Genomic DNA, 15,058 nt, shown 5'->3' with positions numbered 1-15,058 from the left:
CTAATGAATATTAGAGAAAACATCAAAGAAGGGGTCAATTCCATCAAAGCTAACAAACTTAGAACTTTTCTAACAGCTGCGATCATTGCAATTGGTATTACCTCTTTGGTAGGAATCCTAACCGCTATAGAAGGTATTCAAACATCCATCAATGATAGTTTCGCAAATCTTGGTGCAAATACCTTTGATGTAAATAGTATCAACAACTTCAGAGGAAGCAGAGATGGAAAGGATACTAAATCCTATCCACCAGTTACTTACGATGAACTGGTGACTTTCAAAGAGAAATTTGATGGAGGAACCGTATCCATCAATGCCTGGGTGACAGGAATCGCTGAAGCTAAGCGTGGATCTAAGAAAACGAACCCTAACACTCGTGTTCAGGGTGGAGACTATGATTACCTGGTTGTAGATGGCTATGATGTCACGGAAGGACGTTCTTTTTCTAGATCAGAGGTTGATAATGGCGCGATGGTGGTTATCATCGGACGTGAAATCAAGGATGCTTTGTTCGATAAAGGTGAGGACCCAATCAACAAGAATATTAAGTTCATGGGTTCGAAGTTCATGGTTGTAGGTGTTCTAGAGCCTCAAGGTGGAGCTAGTGGCAATGGTAGTGTAGATAGAATGTGCCTGGTGCCTATGGTGACAGGTAGAAAGCTGGCTGCAGGAAGACAACTGGATTATCAAGCAACTGTAGCCGTGAATGACCCGAATAACATGGATGCGGCTGTTGGTACGGCTACTGGTTTAATGAGAGCTATTCGCAGAGACCCAGTGAAGCAAGAGAATTCGTTTGAAGTGAGAGTGAACCAATCCCTGGCAGAACGACTAGGGGAGATTACTGGTTATTTAAGAATTGGAGGTTTCACCATCGGGTTTATTACGCTTCTTGGTGCTTCTATAGGTCTGATGAACATCATGTTGGTTTCGGTTACTGAAAGAACTCGCGAAATTGGTGTGAGAAAAGCTCTGGGTGCTACACCATTAAAAATCAGACAGCAATTCTTAATTGAAGCCATAGTGATTACTCAAATGGGCGGACTTGGAGGAATTATTTTAGGAATCGCCATTGGAAACGTCACGTCTATGGCAATTTCTGATGGAGGATTTATCGTTCCATGGGTCTGGATTATGTTTGGGGTAACTGTGGGGATGATAGTTGGATTAATTTCCGGATATTTGCCGGCTTATAAGGCATCTAAGTTGGATCCAATAGAATCCCTGAGATTTGAATAACATATGATAGCAGAGAAATTAACAAAGACTATTCGCGATGTGCCTGACTTCCCAAAGCCAGGCATTTTGTTTAAAGATATTACACCGGTATTGGCCGATCCAGAACTGAGTCTGGAGGTAAGTAAGGAGTTTTACGAATACTGGGAAGATAAAGGTGTTGAGGCCGTAGTAGGCATCGAATCCAGAGGGTTTATTTATGGTTTACAGCTCGCACAGCAGCTTGGAGTTCCATTTATCCCGGTTCGTAAAGCTGGTAAACTGCCTTTTAAGACTATTAAGCATTCCTATGATTTGGAATATGGTTCCGCAGAAATAGAAATCCATGTTGATGCAATTGCTGAAGGTCAGAAAGTGCTTATTCACGATGACTTACTCGCTACTGGAGGTACGGCCAAAGCGGCTTGTGAACTGATTGAGAAAATAGGAGGAGAGGTACTCGGGTATTCTTTCCTTGTTGAATTAGCGTTTTTGGACGGAGCTAAAAAACTAGATGGCAAAGACGTTCACTCGCTGGTGACGTTTTAATCGATTATACCACAGAGAATTGGAGGTGAAAGACTCTTGATGTTCTCACGTCATGCCTGCGTAGGCAGGCATCTCATGATATATCTCGATTGAAGTATTGTGCTTCCTCCTTCATTTTTTGATGTTTCCTCTTTCGCGAAGGTGACGTTTCAATCTAAATGCTGCGTCATGCTTTCGGAGAAGTGAAGGTTCTATCTTATTGCTGCGTCATGCCTGTGCAGACAGGCATCTCATGATGTATGATTGATCAATCTTAAATCGATAGATGATCGTTGCAGATTTTATCCATAATTGTTTTAATGTGATCTCTGCCTGCGCAGAGGTGACGGTTCTAGCTAAATGTCGCGTCATGCCTGCGTAGGCAGGCATCTCATGATGTATGATTGATCAATCTTAAATCGGAAGATGATCGTTGCAGATTTTATCCATGATTGTTTTAATGTGACCTCTGCCTACGCAGAGGTGACGGTTTTGTTTTATTGCTGTGTCATGCCTGAGCAGACAGGCAGTTCATGATAAATTTTAAGGTTAATCTCATCTCAATTGAAGAATTTGCCTCCTTCAATTCTTTTGATGAGACCTCCACATTCGCGAAGGTGACGTTTCAATCTAAATGCTGCATCATGCCTGTGGAGAAGTGACGGTTCTATCCTGTTTGTGCGTCATGCCTGCGTAGGCAGGCATCTCATGATGTGCAATTGATCAATCTAAAATGGGTAGGTGCCTATTGTTTTATTAGACTTGTTGATGAGACTTCTGCCTTCGCAGAAGTGACGGTTGATATAATACCTGGGAGATAAGCATCTCATAATTCTAATCATTAGATCATTCTTTTGAATAATCATTGATACTCAGACACCTGATCAAATAGATCTGCCCATGTTGGATTAAATTCAGATATCAGTCGATCTTTCCAGGCTCGTTTCCATTTCTTGAGTTGTTTTTCTCTGATAATCGCAGATTCTATATTAGGATGAAATTCAAAATAGACCAGATCATAACACTGATATTTTTTGGTGAACTCTGAGCCATCTCCTGATTTGTGTTGGTAGGCACGAGCATATAGGTTGCTTGTTACACCAATATATAGGGTTGTTCTGTACTGATTTGTGACAATGTAGACATAACCTCCCTTGGCTCTCATAGTTGAAAGATAATGCTTTATTGCAGCAATTCAACGATTTTCTATAGGCATGTGAAGGGTTAAGAGAATGGAGGTTCTCATTAGCTCGTCATGCCTGTGCAGACAGGCATCTCATGGAGTGTTAATGTGAAGGCTTAAGTAGATCAAAGTATTATGTTACCTTCTTCAATTATATTGATGTGACCTCCGCCTGGGCAGAGGTGACGATTACTAAAGAACTACGTTAAGTGAAGGAAGATGATTAATTAATGAGGTGAAAGGTTATTAATCACTCAATGATCATTATCTCCTTCGCTCTGTCAAGCGCATCAAAACGGATACTTAGTCTTCTAATCGTCTGAATATCGCAGGTGTCACCAGGAGTTAGGTTGTAGTAGAAGAATTTCTCCGTTCTGCGGTATAGCTCTTGCTCACTAGGCATTCCCAATAGCTGTTTGATCTGCGTTTGGCCTTCACCCAATAATTGGTCTTTATTATCAATCAATACCTTCGCTAATTCAAGTTTACTTTGATCACAGTAGGTGATGGGAACCATCCACACTTCCTGATCAAAACCAGGGATGTTGGGTGTGGAGTAACAGCTTGATAATAGGATTGCTAAAAAAGGTATAGCCAGCTTCTTCATTTTCATTGGAATTGAACACAAAACTAACCAGATTTGTTTCTTAAGAGCTCTTTCTAAGCCCTCTCTTTGCAAAAGAAGGATCAAGGTCCTAGTAGTTCAATTTCTTAGGCCTTTACTGTTTCTACCTTTGGTTCTTCTCTTCGGATTAGAAAAAAGGACATAGCACTAACAATTGCAAAGGCTCCGCTAAGCATTGCTATCCAATTAGCATCCATTAAATAACTGCTGGTAGCACTTGCAATGAAAATCCGAAAATACTCCATGTTGACCCATCTTGTTTTATTGTCGAACAAGATGCCAAATTGAGCCACAGACCAAATGATCAACACGGAGAAAGCAAGCTTCTGATTGAACTGCATGTTATCTGCTGTGAAAAGAAACAAACTAGTCACACCGAGAATAGCTATAAACTGTACTAATACGTAAATGCTCAGCTTCAATGCAGGATTGTTGTTGTATTTGGTATAAGTGTCTTTGTCTACTGCTTTTGGAGCCTGGTAACCACCGAGTTCTTCTGGTCTCCAACCTGGTTTATACCACACTACTTTCAGTTTGTTCATTATGCCTGGCGTTTCTCTCAGTTGATCCGCCATGCCCACATAGTGTTGAAGGTTGGCCCAAACAGGATTCCAAGTATTGATCGGAGTGGTGATTCCGTAAGTAGGACGTTCTTCTTCCTCTTGAAATGTCCCAAACATGCGATCCCAGATAATAAGAGAGCCAGCGTGGTTCTTATCAATGTATTTCGGGTCTCTACCATGATGTACCCGGTGATGAGAAGGAGTGTTGAAGATAAATTCTATCGGCTTAGGAAGCTTGCCAATCGTTTCTGTATGAATCCAAAACTGATACACTGTATTCAATGCACTAATCAATAAAAACATAGTTGGATCAAACCCTAAAAAGGCCAATGGCATGTAAAACCAAAACGTCCAGATTCCCTGAAAGGAACCTTGTCTCAGCGCCACGGAGAAGTTGTAATCCTCGCTCTGGTGGTGGACTACATGGCCACCCCAAAACAGATTGATTTCGTGTGACATTCTATGTGACCAGTAGTAACACAAATCAACTCCGAGGGCCAGGAGGACAATACTCCACCAGGTGACTGGAATGTCAAAGACTGCCCAGTTTTCAGATACAAACAGGAAAGCTGCTATTGTAAATACTTTCACAAATGCTCCGGTGACCTGCTGGGTAATGCCACAGGAGATGTTTGTTACTGCATCATTGAGTCGGTAAATGTGCTTTTTAGAAAAGAACTGGATCATCAGTTCTATCCCAATTAACAGAAAGTATATGGGGATGGATAAGATAATGGGGTTAATGTTCATGTATCAAATATACTCGTTATGCAGAGTATTTTCAAGACCATTACTTTGCCTAAGTTTCCGATCTTAACAACTCAATATTATCCTCTAACTGAGCCAGGTATTTACCGAATGCCTTTTCATTCATCTTACGAGCAGCGAAGTGCCCAAGAACGGTGAATAGCAATACGGTACTAATTAACACCCCCCAGTGCCAGCTTTTGTCCATAATCGCAGCTTCTCTATTGAAAAGCTGCATGCCTAAAAAGAATCCTCCAGACGTAGAAATGGGATACATAGTTAGTCCAACAACCTCTTCAGATTTGATCACTCGCTTGATTCGGTCCCTGTAGGCAATTAAACCAGTTAATAAGTTGCTATCCATTTTGACGCCCTTCTTCAAAATCTGAAGTTCTTGATAGAGCAGGATAGAACCTATCGCATAAGCCATCAACATAATAGAGATCAAGATCTGTGAAGCCAGAGGAAAGGCAAATGGGATAATGATCGCGAAAACTACTGTAAAGAAAATCGCCCACATCAGCTTGTACTTCACATTCTTACGCAGTTTCTCGATGATGCCATAAGAGGTGGAATCATTGACTGTGTTCTTAATTTCTGCCTCAGTGAGGTTGGTAAAACCCTCGGTTTTACTTTTCAGTGAACCCCATGCTTGTTTTAATTCATCCATTGGGTCTATCGTTTATTTTCTTTTTCAATTGATCTTTAATACGGTGTAGTTTCACACCGACATTGTTTTTGGAGAGTCCAGTAATCTCCGCTATTTCAGGATTATCATAGTCCTCCAGGTGTAGCGTAATGATCGTTTTGTCAATATCATTCAGACTCTTAATGGCTCTTAGTAAAATGTCTGTTTGTTCGCTGTTTTCTTTCGGATGTTCTTTTGCAAAATCTGTTTCCAAAATCTCGCTTGTCGGAATCTGCTTCTTTCGCTTGAAGGTTAAAACGGTGTTTAACGCCACCCTATAAAGCCACGTGCTGAACTGGCTGTCTCCTCTGAACCGATCTTTAGCTTTCCAGGCTTGAAGTTGAATCTCTTGCTTTAAGTCACGGCTATCCTCAGGGTCGTCTACATACAGGAAGAGGATCTTGTGGATGATTCCAGAATGCTGTTGGATCTTCTCTATGAACTCTTTTTCAGTCAAGTTAATCGTGTTGAATCGTGCTTTTGCTAGCGTTAGTAGTAAATAGGGTAGGCGAAATTACATGAGTTTGAATTTTTTATTGAAGTGACCAATTTTCAATACTCCATGCTCAATCTGATTTCTAAGATCATTTAATCATCACAGAAAACCGATCACCAATTACTTTTATTTTTTCTATCTAAATGAAAAGGTATTTATCCCTTCATCGGCTACTTTTGCGACGGCTATAAAGCAGGTAAAATCTAAATACAGCTCCCAAAATAGTTTATGCTAAAAGTTGTCAACTTCCTTAAGTTTCTTTCTATTCTATTGTTTCTCGGTATTTTGTTGTTGGTGTATGCCTACCTTCCGGTCATGGTAAACCTGACGCTTGATAATTCTGATTTACAGTTAAGAAAAGAGGACTTTTTCTATTTTGGAATTGGCGTCTTTGTCGTGGTGAACTTATTCTTCCTTGGGTTCCAAAAGTTGTATGAATCACACATCTCCAAACTCGAGGTAAAAGCATGGGTGAGGGGACTTTCATTCGTTGTGAATATTTACCTGACTTTGATTGTTGGGTTCATTGGTGTCATCAACAATACCGCACACCTGGACCCCTCAGGATTCGCTTACTTAAATTATCTCGGACCTTTTTTAATTTTTATTTGGGTAGTGGGATTGATTTATCTAGCCAAAATGAAGTCATAAAACTAGTTGACTTGCAATTAATTAAGGCTTATTAATTCAACAATAGGCTCAAGGAAGTGCGTTTTTGTCTTCCTTTTTTAGTGTGTTTTTTTGTCTAAATTTCGATTTGAGTTCATTCAAATCAACCAATTTATTGATTCGTTAGTAGCGTATGGCAGATGTACAATATACCGAGGATAGTATTAAATCATTGGACTGGAAAGAGCATATCAGGCTCCGTCCAGGTATGTATATTGGTAAATTAGGAGACGGTTCCGCACATGATGATGGTATCTACGTACTCGTAAAAGAGGTAATAGATAACAGTATAGATGAGCACATGATGGGACATGGTAAAACCATTCATGTGAAAGTCTCTGACCATCGAGTGGAAGTGCGAGATTTTGGTCGTGGTATTCCTCTTGGAAAAGTGGTGGATTGTGTAAGTAAGATCAACACAGGAGGTAAATACGACTCAGGAGCGTTCCAAAAATCCGTTGGACTGAATGGTGTCGGTACGAAAGCTGTTAACGCTCTGAGTACTTATTTCCGAGTGCAGTCTTTCCGGGAAGGAGAAACCAAGCTTGCCGAATTCGAAAGAGGTGTGATTACCAACGATGCCAAAATTGAAAAAACATCGGAACGAAATGGTACAGCCATCTCTTTTGAGCCAGATGAATCGATATTCAAGAATTATCACTTCATTCCAGAATACCTGGACAACTTGTTGTGGAATTATGCCTTCTTAAATGCTGGACTGACTATCAATTTCAACGGTAATAAGTACCATTCTGAGAACGGCTTACTGGATTTGCTGAAGCGGAAAACGGATGAAGAAGCTTTAAGATATCCAATCATTCACTTGAAAGGGACTGACATAGAAGTTGCTTTGACTCACGCCAACCAATACGGTGAAGAATACTATTCTTTCGTCAATGGCCAGCATACCACTCAAGGAGGTACTCATTTGGCTGCTTTGAGAGAGGCAGTTGTAAAAACCGTAAGAGAGTTCTATGGTAAGAACTTTGATGCGTCTGATGTGAGAGCATCAATCGTTGGTGCGATTGCGGTACGAGTGCAGGAACCTGTGTTCGAGAGTCAGACCAAGACGAAACTGGGATCTCAAAATGTTGGGCCAGATGGACCTACTATGAGGACTTTTGTCAATGACTTCCTTAAAACTGAATTAGATAACTTCTTACATAGAAATAGTGATATTGCCGATGCGCTTTTGAAGCGAATCATGCAGTCCGAAAGAGAGCGTAAGGAAATGGCTGGTATTAAGAAATTAGCTAATGATCGTGCTAAGAAGGCCAATCTTCACAATAAGAAACTTAGAGACTGTCGCATTCACCTTGATGATAAGAAAGGTGATGATGAAGTGAAGGAGCGTACCATGATCTTCATCACAGAGGGTGATAGTGCCAGCGGTTCGATTACTAAATCTCGTGATGTACAAACTCAAGCAGTATTTAGTTTGAGAGGTAAGCCATTTAACTGTTTTGGACAGACTAAAAAAGTGGTGTACGAAAACGAAGAATTCAACTTATTGCAGCATGCATTAAATATTGAAGACGGATTAGAAGGATTGCGTTACAGTAAGATTGTCATCGCAACTGATGCCGACGTGGATGGAATGCACATTCGATTGTTGATGTTGACTTATTTCTTACAGTTCTTCCCTGAGTTGGTAAGAAATAATCACGTTTACATACTGGAAACGCCACTTTTCCGTGTACGAAATAAGAAGGAAACGATTTACTGTTACTCCGATGAAGAGCGTGTTAACGCTATCAATAAGCTGGGAGCTAAACCCGAGATTACCCGATTTAAAGGTTTAGGCGAGATTTCTCCAGATGAGTTTGGTGGTTTCATTGGAGAAGATATCAAATTAGAGCCAGTTATTCTTCAACCTGAAACCAAGATCAAAGATCTGCTGAGATTCTACATGGGGAAAAACACACCGGAAAGGCAAGAGTTTATTATTGATAAACTGAGAGTAGAGAAGGACTTGGTGAAGGAAGGTGAGAAGGCTGCTCTAGAAGAAGCATAAACCCATAACCCCTATGAAACATTACTCGAACAAGTTGCTGGCATTGATTGTGCTAGTGACTATTGTCTTATCAAGTTGTAATACTTCAGATGATCCTGAAGTAGATAGTGCTGTTGCTACACCGAGTACTTTGGTGTCTGCAGATGCTCAAATCACCTGGAGAAGTGGAGATCTACGTGGCTTTATGAATCAGGCAGGAATTGATATTGATTTAGATGCGATTCAGTATGATGTGACCATCTATCATATCACGTATAAGACCATTTATAAGGGTGATTCAATAATTGCTTCTGGAGTAGTGTATATGCCTTCTGTTGATGATGAGGTTGTTTCTACAGTTAGTTTCCAGCATGGTACCATTGGTTCAGACGCTGAGGCTCCGTCCAATTTGGCTCTTGGTGATGGTCAAAATATTTTACTTTCTGCATTAGCATCAACTGGTTTAGTAGCTATTGCTCCAGACTTTATAGGATTTGGTTCTTCTGTTGATATCATGCACCCTTATTATCTGGAAGATCTAACTGCCACAGCTGTAGTGAATGCTATTTATGCTTCTCGAGAAGTGGCGAGTATGGAAGAAGTGGAAATTGATAACGAGTTGTATTTAGCTGGCTATTCTCAAGGAGGCTATGCTACGATGGCAAGTCATAAATATTACGAAGAAAACGATGTTCCTTATTATGACATGAAAGCTTCTTTTGCTGCTTCTGGCGGATATGATATCAAGGCATTTCAGGAATATTTCTTTGCACAGGAAACGTATCACCAGCCATTCTTTATGGCCTTTGTAGCTCAGGCCTATGTGGAAAGTCTTGATATGGGTGATTTAGCGGATTTCTTCAATGAGCCATATGCTAGTGATATCCCAGACTACTTTGATGGTTCAATGACAGGATCTCAGATCAACGCACAATTGACAGATGTAGTTGCTGACCTGGTGAATAATGATTTGTTGGAGAATATTGATTCAAAAGACGAGTATGCGTACATACGTGAAGCTTTCGTTGATAACAGCCCAATTGACTTTGTACCGGAAATTCCATTATTCATGTATCATGGAGATGCAGATATTACAGTTCCTTATCAGAATTCAGTAGACGTATACAACCAGTTTATTGCAAATGGAGCGTCTACTGAAGTTGTGACGTTTACTACGATAGAGGGAGGGACTCATGGTACTGGTGTTTTACCTTACCTGGAAGAATTAGCTAGTCAATTACTTAAAATGGAACAAGAATGAAAAAACTAAGACTTGCACTGATTTTTGGAATCATGTCTGTGTCTGCAATGGCACAGTACAATCGTGAAAATCCATTAACTCATACCTATTCGATTGTGGCGATGGATACAGCTACAGGAGAAATTGGTGTGGCAGTGCAGTCACATTGGTTTTCTGTTGGTACAGTTGTGGCATGGGCTGAAGCGGGCGTTGGTGCTGTAGCTACTCAGTCATTTTCTAATCCAGCTTTTGGGCCGCAGGGTTTAACACTCATGAAAACTGGTTTAGGTGCGGAGGCAACACTTAAGGCTTTGCTCGACAGTGATGAAGGACGTGAATATCGTCAGGTTGGTGTTATCGATGCCTCTGGAAAAACAGCAGCACACACTGGAAAGAAGAATATTAAAGAAGCTGGCCATGTGGTAGGCGACTATTATGCGGTTCAGGCTAACCTAATGGAGAATGCCACTGTTTGGGGAGCCATGGCCAAGGTTTTTGAAAACTCAGCAGGGTTGCCACTAGCTGAGCGTTTGATTTTAGCTTTGGAGGCTGCTCAAAAAGAAGGTGGCGACATTCGTGGGAAGCAATCTGCAGCGGTACTGGTAGTTTCAGGAGAGCCCACTGGTAAGTCATGGATAGATCGAAAAGTGGATTTAAGAGTTGATGATCACGCAGAACCTTTGAAAGAAATTAGAAGGTTGTGGGAGGTACATCAGGCATATACCTACATGAATGATGGAGATGTGGCTGTGGAAGAAGGAGACTTTGAAAAAGCAACAGAACTTTACAAACGTGCTGAGACCATGTTTCCAAACAATCTTGAGATGCAATATTGGCATGCTATCAATTTGGCAAATACCAATAAATTGAATGAAGCACTTCCTATGTTTAAGAAAATATTTGCCCTGGATCCAAAGTGGAAAACACTGACTCCAAGGTTGATTGACAATGGAATGTTGACAGTCTCAGAAGGAGACTTGAAGAAAATAATGAAACAGTGAAACGTCGCGAAAAGACCTTATCGACTAAATACTTTAAGGTATATCGCATATTCGTGATAGTAATTGCTGGAACGTTTGTCCTGATGCAGGCATTTGCACATTTGCAAAATACCAATGTTTGGATAACCATTCCCTTCATATTGCTTTATGCTTTTTTGATTTGGAAGTACTGGTTTCCATCCTTTATGGATTTTGTGAGGAATTTCTATCGAATAAGCTACGATCACGAAAACCTCTACATCGATCAGGGAACCAGTGAGCTGGTTGTTTCTTTTGACCGAATCAAAAATGTGGAGCTGATTTCTTTTGATGGAATTTACAAGTTTGAAACATTCGAAAAGGATGTTTATTACTGTAAGCCATCAGCCTGGTACCCATTCAATTATTCTAAAGTGGATAATGAATTGGACACGATTAGAAGATTAATTAAGAAATATAAACAGAAGTTTTGGGCAGAGCAGGAGCAAGCCAATGAGCTGCCAAGTAACAATTGAAGTTTAGATGAGCGAGGAGAATAACATCAAGCAAGACGAATTACATGGGTCCACTCCAGTTTCGGGAATGTACGAAAACTGGTTTTTGGATTATGCTTCTTATGTAATTCTGGAACGTGCCGTTCCAGCGATACAGGATGGTTTTAAGCCAGTACAACGTCGTATCCTTCATGCGATGAAGGAAATGGACGATGGACGTTTTAACAAAGTAGCCAATATCATTGGTAGTACCATGCAGTATCACCCACATGGTGATGCCTCTATTGGAGACGCTATTGTTAACCTTGGACAGAAGGATCTCTTAATTGACACTCAAGGAAACTGGGGAGATGTAAGGACTGGTGATAGTGCTGCTGCATCTCGATACATCGAAGCGCGTTTGTCCAAGTTTGCCCTTGATGTGGTTTACAATCCTCAAACCACGGACTGGCAATTATCATATGATGGACGTAAGAAAGAACCTGTAACATTTCCAGTTAAGTTTCCATTATTACTTGCGCAGGGAGTGGAAGGGATTGCCGTTGGGCTTTCCACCAAGATGCTTCCACATAACTTCTGTGAGTTGATTGAGGCTGCAATCAATGTGTTAAAAGGAAAGAAAGTAACGCTTTATCCTGACTTCCTTACAGGAGGTAAGATTGATATAAGCGATTACAACGATGGTAGACGAGGTGGTAAGGTTCGTGTACGAGCTAAAATTGAGGAATTTGATACCAAAACATTGGTCATCAAAGATATTCCATACGGTACTACCACTACATCGGTGATTGATTCCATTATCAAAGCTAATGATAAGGGTAAAATCAAGATCAAGAAAGTAATTGATAACACGGCAAAGGATATTGAGATTCAGGTACAACTGGCACCTAATACTTCACCAGATATTACGATAGATGCATTGTATGCATTTACGGACTGTGAAGTGTCTATTTCTCCTAATGCCTGTGTTATTATTGATGATAAGCCTCACTTCCTTGGGGTTAGTGATATTCTGAAAACATCGGTTGAGCAGACTGTTGACTTACTTCGTCAGGAGTTAGAAATCAGGAAAGCTGAATTGATGGAGAAGTTACTTTTCTCTTCCCTGGAGAAAATCTTCATCGAAAACAGGATTTATCGTGACATTGAAGAATGTGAAACATGGGAAGATGTATTGATCACAATCGATAAAGGATTGGATCCGTACAAACCAGATTTCTACCGAGAGATTACTCAGGATGATATCATCCGATTGACGGAGATTAAGATCAAGAGAATCTCGAAGTTTGACTCATTCAAGGCAGATGAGCTGATGCGTAAGCTGACTGAGGAGTTAGAAGAAACGGAGCATCACCTGGCGCATTTGACTGATTACGCTATTGCTTACTACCAGAGATTACTTGATAAATACGGTACAGGAAAAGAGCGTAAGACTGAGATTGCGAACTTCGAAACGATTACAGCGACAGTTGTAGCTGCAAACAATGCTAAGCTCTATGTAAATCGTGAAGACGGTTTCATAGGTTACGGACTTAAGAAAGATGAATTCGTAAGTGATTGTTCTGACATAGATGATGTAATCATTTTCCGTAAAGATGGTGTATGTCAGGTAACTCGTATTCAGGATAAAGTCTTTGTTGGTAAAGGAATCATTCATGTTGCGGTCTTCAAGAAGGGAGATGAACGGATGGTTTACAACCTGGCTTATGTGGACGCCAAGAGCGGACGCTCAATGGTGAAGCGTTTTCAGGTATTATCAGTAACTAGAGATCGCGAATATGATCTAACAAAAGGAGCTAAAGGTTCGAAAATTTTGTACTTCACTGCAAATCCGAATGGAGAAGCTGAAGTGATTACCGTTTACTTAACGGCATCAAGTTCTGCACGTAAAAAAGTATTTGATTTTGACTTTGCAGAATTAGAAATTAAAGGACGTGGAGCAGGAGGTAATATCCTGACGAAATACCCAGTAAGAAAAGTTCAGTTCAAGTCGGCCGGAGTATCTACTCTTGGAGGAGTGAAAATCTGGTATGATGAAGTCGTTGGTCGATTGAACAGGGATGATCGAGGTACTTATTTAGGTAATTTCAATCCTGAGGATCAGATCATAGTATTCTACAAAGATGGTAGTTACGAATTGACAAGTTTTGAGCTGACGAATAGATATGAACCGAACCAGCTTCTTGGTTTGAGTAAGTTTAATCCGGAGCTTCCAGTGAATGCCATTCATTACGATGGAGATAATAAGGTATTCTATGTGAAACGATTCCTTGTAGAGACTACAACATCCAACAAACGATTTGGATTTATTTCTGAAGCTAAGGGCTCGAAGTTGTTGTACGCAGCGAATAGCAAAGGCACGAAAGTGGAGGTTGTTTATAAAGATGGCCGCTCAAAGGAAAAAGAGGAGCTTGATCTTCAGGAGGTGATTGATGTGAAAGGGTGGAAGGCAATTGGTAACAAATGTCCAATCCAAAATATCCAGGAAGTCATCGCTATAGAGGAAGAGCCTGCTGAAGAGGAGCCAAAAGCTGGTCAGGATGTAGATCTGGATAGTCTCAAGGAGTCCATTAAAAACGAGGTTGAAGACGAAGACAACCAGATGGACTTATTTGGAGGAGGAAAAAAAGAAGACTAATCGTACCTGATTTCCGTTAGATAACTAATGCTACGATTTATTAAGGTCATAGGTGTGTTGATTGTGTTGGTTGGAGTATTGATCCTGGGTCTTAACTTCTGGATTGTATCTTCTACACAAGAACGGATATACTACAATATCAATGATGTGCCACCGAAACGTGTGGCACTTCTTTTAGGTACCAGTAAAAGAACAGTAGAAGGAGGTACTAATAAGTATTTTGCAGAGCGCATGAAGGCTGCAGCAGATCTTTACCACCGAGGAGTGATTGAGCACATCATTGTAAGTGGGGATAATGAAACAGTCTATTACAATGAGCCTAGAGATATGCTCAATGCGCTCAAAGAGCTTGGGGTTCCAGAAGGTTCCATTACATTAGATTACGCAGGTTTCAGAACCCTGGATAGTGTAGTCAGAGCCAAGAAAGTTTTTGGACAGGATGATGTAATTATTATCACCCAGGATTTTCACTGTTATAGAGCGCTTTTTATAGCAGATCATCATGAGCTGAATGCTGTTGCCTTTTCAGCTGATAATAAAGATCAGTTGCCTTTTAATTTGGCACTAAGAGAAACCTTAGCAAGAGCCAAAGCAGTGTTTGATCTATATCTTTTTGATCAGAAACCTCGCTTTCTTGGCGAGCAAGAGGAGCTTTAATTAAAGACCGTACTCAGCTTTCATAGCCACTACAGCTTCCAAACATTCTTTTTCGATGGCATCCAGACTCTCTGCTGTTGCTAGATCTGGATCATCCTGAATGTCTACGGTTACTTGCAAAGTCTCCAACTCCAACATTTGAAGAGATGGTTTTAGCTGATGGGCGAGCTTACGAAGATCATCTTTGCTACCATTATCAAATGCTGTTTTCATGTTAGAAACAATATTCGCTGTATTGCTTTCAAATGTTGAAACAAATTGCTGAACAAAGTCTAAATCTCCGTCGCTGATTGAATTCAAATAAGAAAAATCCATAAGATTGTTCGAATTGTCTAGTTAAAA

Annotated in this window: 15 protein-coding genes; 9 read left to right on the top strand and 6 right to left on the bottom strand. The window is 40.5% G+C overall.

Annotated elements, in window-relative coordinates; translation table 11 throughout:
* Positions 1-3: 3 nt before the first annotated feature.
* Together NXS00_RS02530 and NXS00_RS02525 are read left to right on the top strand one after the other, a co-directional pair.
* Entirely contained in the window at positions 4-1,239 is a 1,236-nt protein-coding gene (locus NXS00_RS02530; RefSeq protein ID WP_258097543.1) for an ABC transporter permease, read from the top strand.
* Between the two features lie 3 nt (positions 1,240-1,242).
* Complete coding sequence (locus NXS00_RS02525; protein ID WP_258097542.1) at positions 1,243-1,764, top strand: adenine phosphoribosyltransferase; 522 nt, start codon at positions 1,243-1,245, stop codon at positions 1,762-1,764.
* Positions 1,765-2,605: 841 nt separating this feature from the next.
* Here NXS00_RS02525 and NXS00_RS02520 read toward each other — a convergent pair.
* The 5 genes from NXS00_RS02520 to NXS00_RS02500 all read right to left on the bottom strand — a co-directional run bounded on the left by NXS00_RS02520 (position 2,606) and on the right by NXS00_RS02500 (position 6,006).
* Positions 2,606-2,908 (bottom strand): GIY-YIG nuclease family protein, encoded by a 303-nt coding sequence (locus tag NXS00_RS02520; protein WP_258097541.1) that lies wholly within the window; start codon positions 2,906-2,908, stop codon positions 2,606-2,608.
* Positions 2,909-3,176: 268 nt separating this feature from the next.
* Complete coding sequence (locus tag NXS00_RS02515; RefSeq protein WP_258097540.1) at positions 3,177-3,533, bottom strand: hypothetical protein; 357 nt, start codon at positions 3,531-3,533, stop codon at positions 3,177-3,179.
* A gap of 104 nt (positions 3,534-3,637) precedes the next feature.
* Positions 3,638-4,801, bottom strand: a complete 1,164-nt coding sequence (locus NXS00_RS02510; RefSeq protein WP_258097539.1) for a sterol desaturase family protein — start codon at positions 4,799-4,801, stop codon at positions 3,638-3,640.
* A 112-nt stretch (positions 4,802-4,913) separates the two neighbouring features.
* Positions 4,914-5,531: a hypothetical protein gene (locus NXS00_RS02505; protein WP_258097538.1), complete on the bottom strand. Its 618-nt coding sequence runs from the start codon at positions 5,529-5,531 to the stop codon at positions 4,914-4,916.
* Complete coding sequence (locus NXS00_RS02500) at positions 5,524-6,006, bottom strand: RNA polymerase sigma factor (RefSeq protein ID WP_258097537.1); 483 nt, start codon at positions 6,004-6,006, stop codon at positions 5,524-5,526. Before NXS00_RS02500 ends, NXS00_RS02505 begins: the two co-directional genes overlap by 8 nt.
* A gap of 267 nt (positions 6,007-6,273) precedes the next feature.
* Between NXS00_RS02500 and NXS00_RS02495 the strand changes: the two genes are divergently transcribed.
* The 7 genes from NXS00_RS02495 (at position 6,274) to NXS00_RS02465 (ending at position 14,716) form a co-directional block, all read left to right on the top strand.
* Positions 6,274-6,696 carry a hypothetical protein gene (locus NXS00_RS02495; protein ID WP_258097536.1) on the top strand — a complete coding sequence of 141 codons (423 nt, stop codon included), beginning with the start codon at positions 6,274-6,276 and terminating at the stop codon, positions 6,694-6,696.
* A 151-nt stretch (positions 6,697-6,847) separates the two neighbouring features.
* A complete protein-coding gene (locus tag NXS00_RS02490) occupies positions 6,848-8,728 on the top strand; it encodes a DNA topoisomerase IV subunit B (protein WP_258097535.1) in 1,881 nt (626 codons plus the stop codon).
* Between the two features lie 13 nt (positions 8,729-8,741).
* Entirely contained in the window at positions 8,742-9,968 is a 1,227-nt protein-coding gene (locus tag NXS00_RS02485; protein WP_258097534.1) for an alpha/beta hydrolase family protein, read from the top strand.
* The gene (locus NXS00_RS02480; RefSeq protein ID WP_258097533.1) at positions 9,965-10,948 is read left to right on the top strand and encodes a DUF1028 domain-containing protein; all 984 of its coding nucleotides are present in this window, start codon (positions 9,965-9,967) and stop codon (positions 10,946-10,948) included. The genes NXS00_RS02485 and NXS00_RS02480 overlap by 4 nt, the downstream gene beginning before the upstream one ends.
* Complete coding sequence (locus tag NXS00_RS02475; protein WP_258097532.1) at positions 10,945-11,442, top strand: hypothetical protein; 498 nt, start codon at positions 10,945-10,947, stop codon at positions 11,440-11,442. The genes NXS00_RS02480 and NXS00_RS02475 overlap by 4 nt, the downstream gene beginning before the upstream one ends.
* Positions 11,443-11,449: 7 nt before the next feature.
* The gene (locus NXS00_RS02470) at positions 11,450-14,059 is read left to right on the top strand and encodes a DNA gyrase/topoisomerase IV subunit A (protein WP_258097531.1); all 2,610 of its coding nucleotides are present in this window, start codon (positions 11,450-11,452) and stop codon (positions 14,057-14,059) included.
* 27 nt (positions 14,060-14,086) lie between these two features.
* On the top strand, positions 14,087-14,716 hold the full coding sequence (locus NXS00_RS02465; protein ID WP_258097530.1) for a SanA/YdcF family protein: 630 nt from the start codon (positions 14,087-14,089) through the stop codon (positions 14,714-14,716).
* Here NXS00_RS02465 and NXS00_RS02460 read toward each other — a convergent pair whose 3' ends face one another.
* Positions 14,717-15,031: an Hpt domain-containing protein gene (locus NXS00_RS02460; RefSeq protein ID WP_258097529.1), complete on the bottom strand. Its 315-nt coding sequence runs from the start codon at positions 15,029-15,031 to the stop codon at positions 14,717-14,719.
* Positions 15,032-15,058: the final 27 nt, after the last annotated feature.

Origin of the sequence: Marinoscillum pacificum (assembly GCF_024714495.1) — a bacterium.
In the GTDB taxonomy this organism is placed as follows: domain Bacteria; phylum Bacteroidota; class Bacteroidia; order Cytophagales; family Cyclobacteriaceae; genus Marinoscillum; species Marinoscillum pacificum.
This window is presented reverse-complemented; position numbering and strand designations above follow the sequence as displayed.

What these genes read in the sequence shown, in the direction of transcription:
- NXS00_RS02530 (WP_258097543.1), top strand. Translation starts at nt 4, where the DNA reads ATGAATATTAGAGAAAACATCAAAGAAGGGGTCAATTCCATCAAAGCT.
- NXS00_RS02525 (WP_258097542.1), top strand. Translation starts at nt 1,243, where the DNA reads ATGATAGCAGAGAAATTAACAAAGACTATTCGCGATGTGCCTGACTTC.
- NXS00_RS02520 (WP_258097541.1), bottom strand. Translation starts at nt 2,908, where the DNA reads ATGAGAGCCAAGGGAGGTTATGTCTACATTGTCACAAATCAGTACAGA.
- NXS00_RS02515 (WP_258097540.1), bottom strand. Translation starts at nt 3,533, where the DNA reads ATGAAGAAGCTGGCTATACCTTTTTTAGCAATCCTATTATCAAGCTGT.
- NXS00_RS02510 (WP_258097539.1), bottom strand. Translation starts at nt 4,801, where the DNA reads ATGATCCAGTTCTTTTCTAAAAAGCACATTTACCGACTCAATGATGCA.
- NXS00_RS02505 (WP_258097538.1), bottom strand. Translation starts at nt 5,531, where the DNA reads ATGGATGAATTAAAACAAGCATGGGGTTCACTGAAAAGTAAAACCGAG.
- NXS00_RS02495 (WP_258097536.1), top strand. Translation starts at nt 6,274, where the DNA reads ATGCTAAAAGTTGTCAACTTCCTTAAGTTTCTTTCTATTCTATTGTTT.
- NXS00_RS02490 (WP_258097535.1), top strand. Translation starts at nt 6,848, where the DNA reads ATGGCAGATGTACAATATACCGAGGATAGTATTAAATCATTGGACTGG.
- NXS00_RS02485 (WP_258097534.1), top strand. Translation starts at nt 8,742, where the DNA reads ATGAAACATTACTCGAACAAGTTGCTGGCATTGATTGTGCTAGTGACT.
- NXS00_RS02480 (WP_258097533.1), top strand. Translation starts at nt 9,965, where the DNA reads ATGAAAAAACTAAGACTTGCACTGATTTTTGGAATCATGTCTGTGTCT.
- NXS00_RS02470 (WP_258097531.1), top strand. Translation starts at nt 11,450, where the DNA reads ATGAGCGAGGAGAATAACATCAAGCAAGACGAATTACATGGGTCCACT.
- NXS00_RS02465 (WP_258097530.1), top strand. Translation starts at nt 14,087, where the DNA reads ATGCTACGATTTATTAAGGTCATAGGTGTGTTGATTGTGTTGGTTGGA.
- NXS00_RS02460 (WP_258097529.1), bottom strand. Translation starts at nt 15,031, where the DNA reads ATGGATTTTTCTTATTTGAATTCAATCAGCGACGGAGATTTAGACTTT.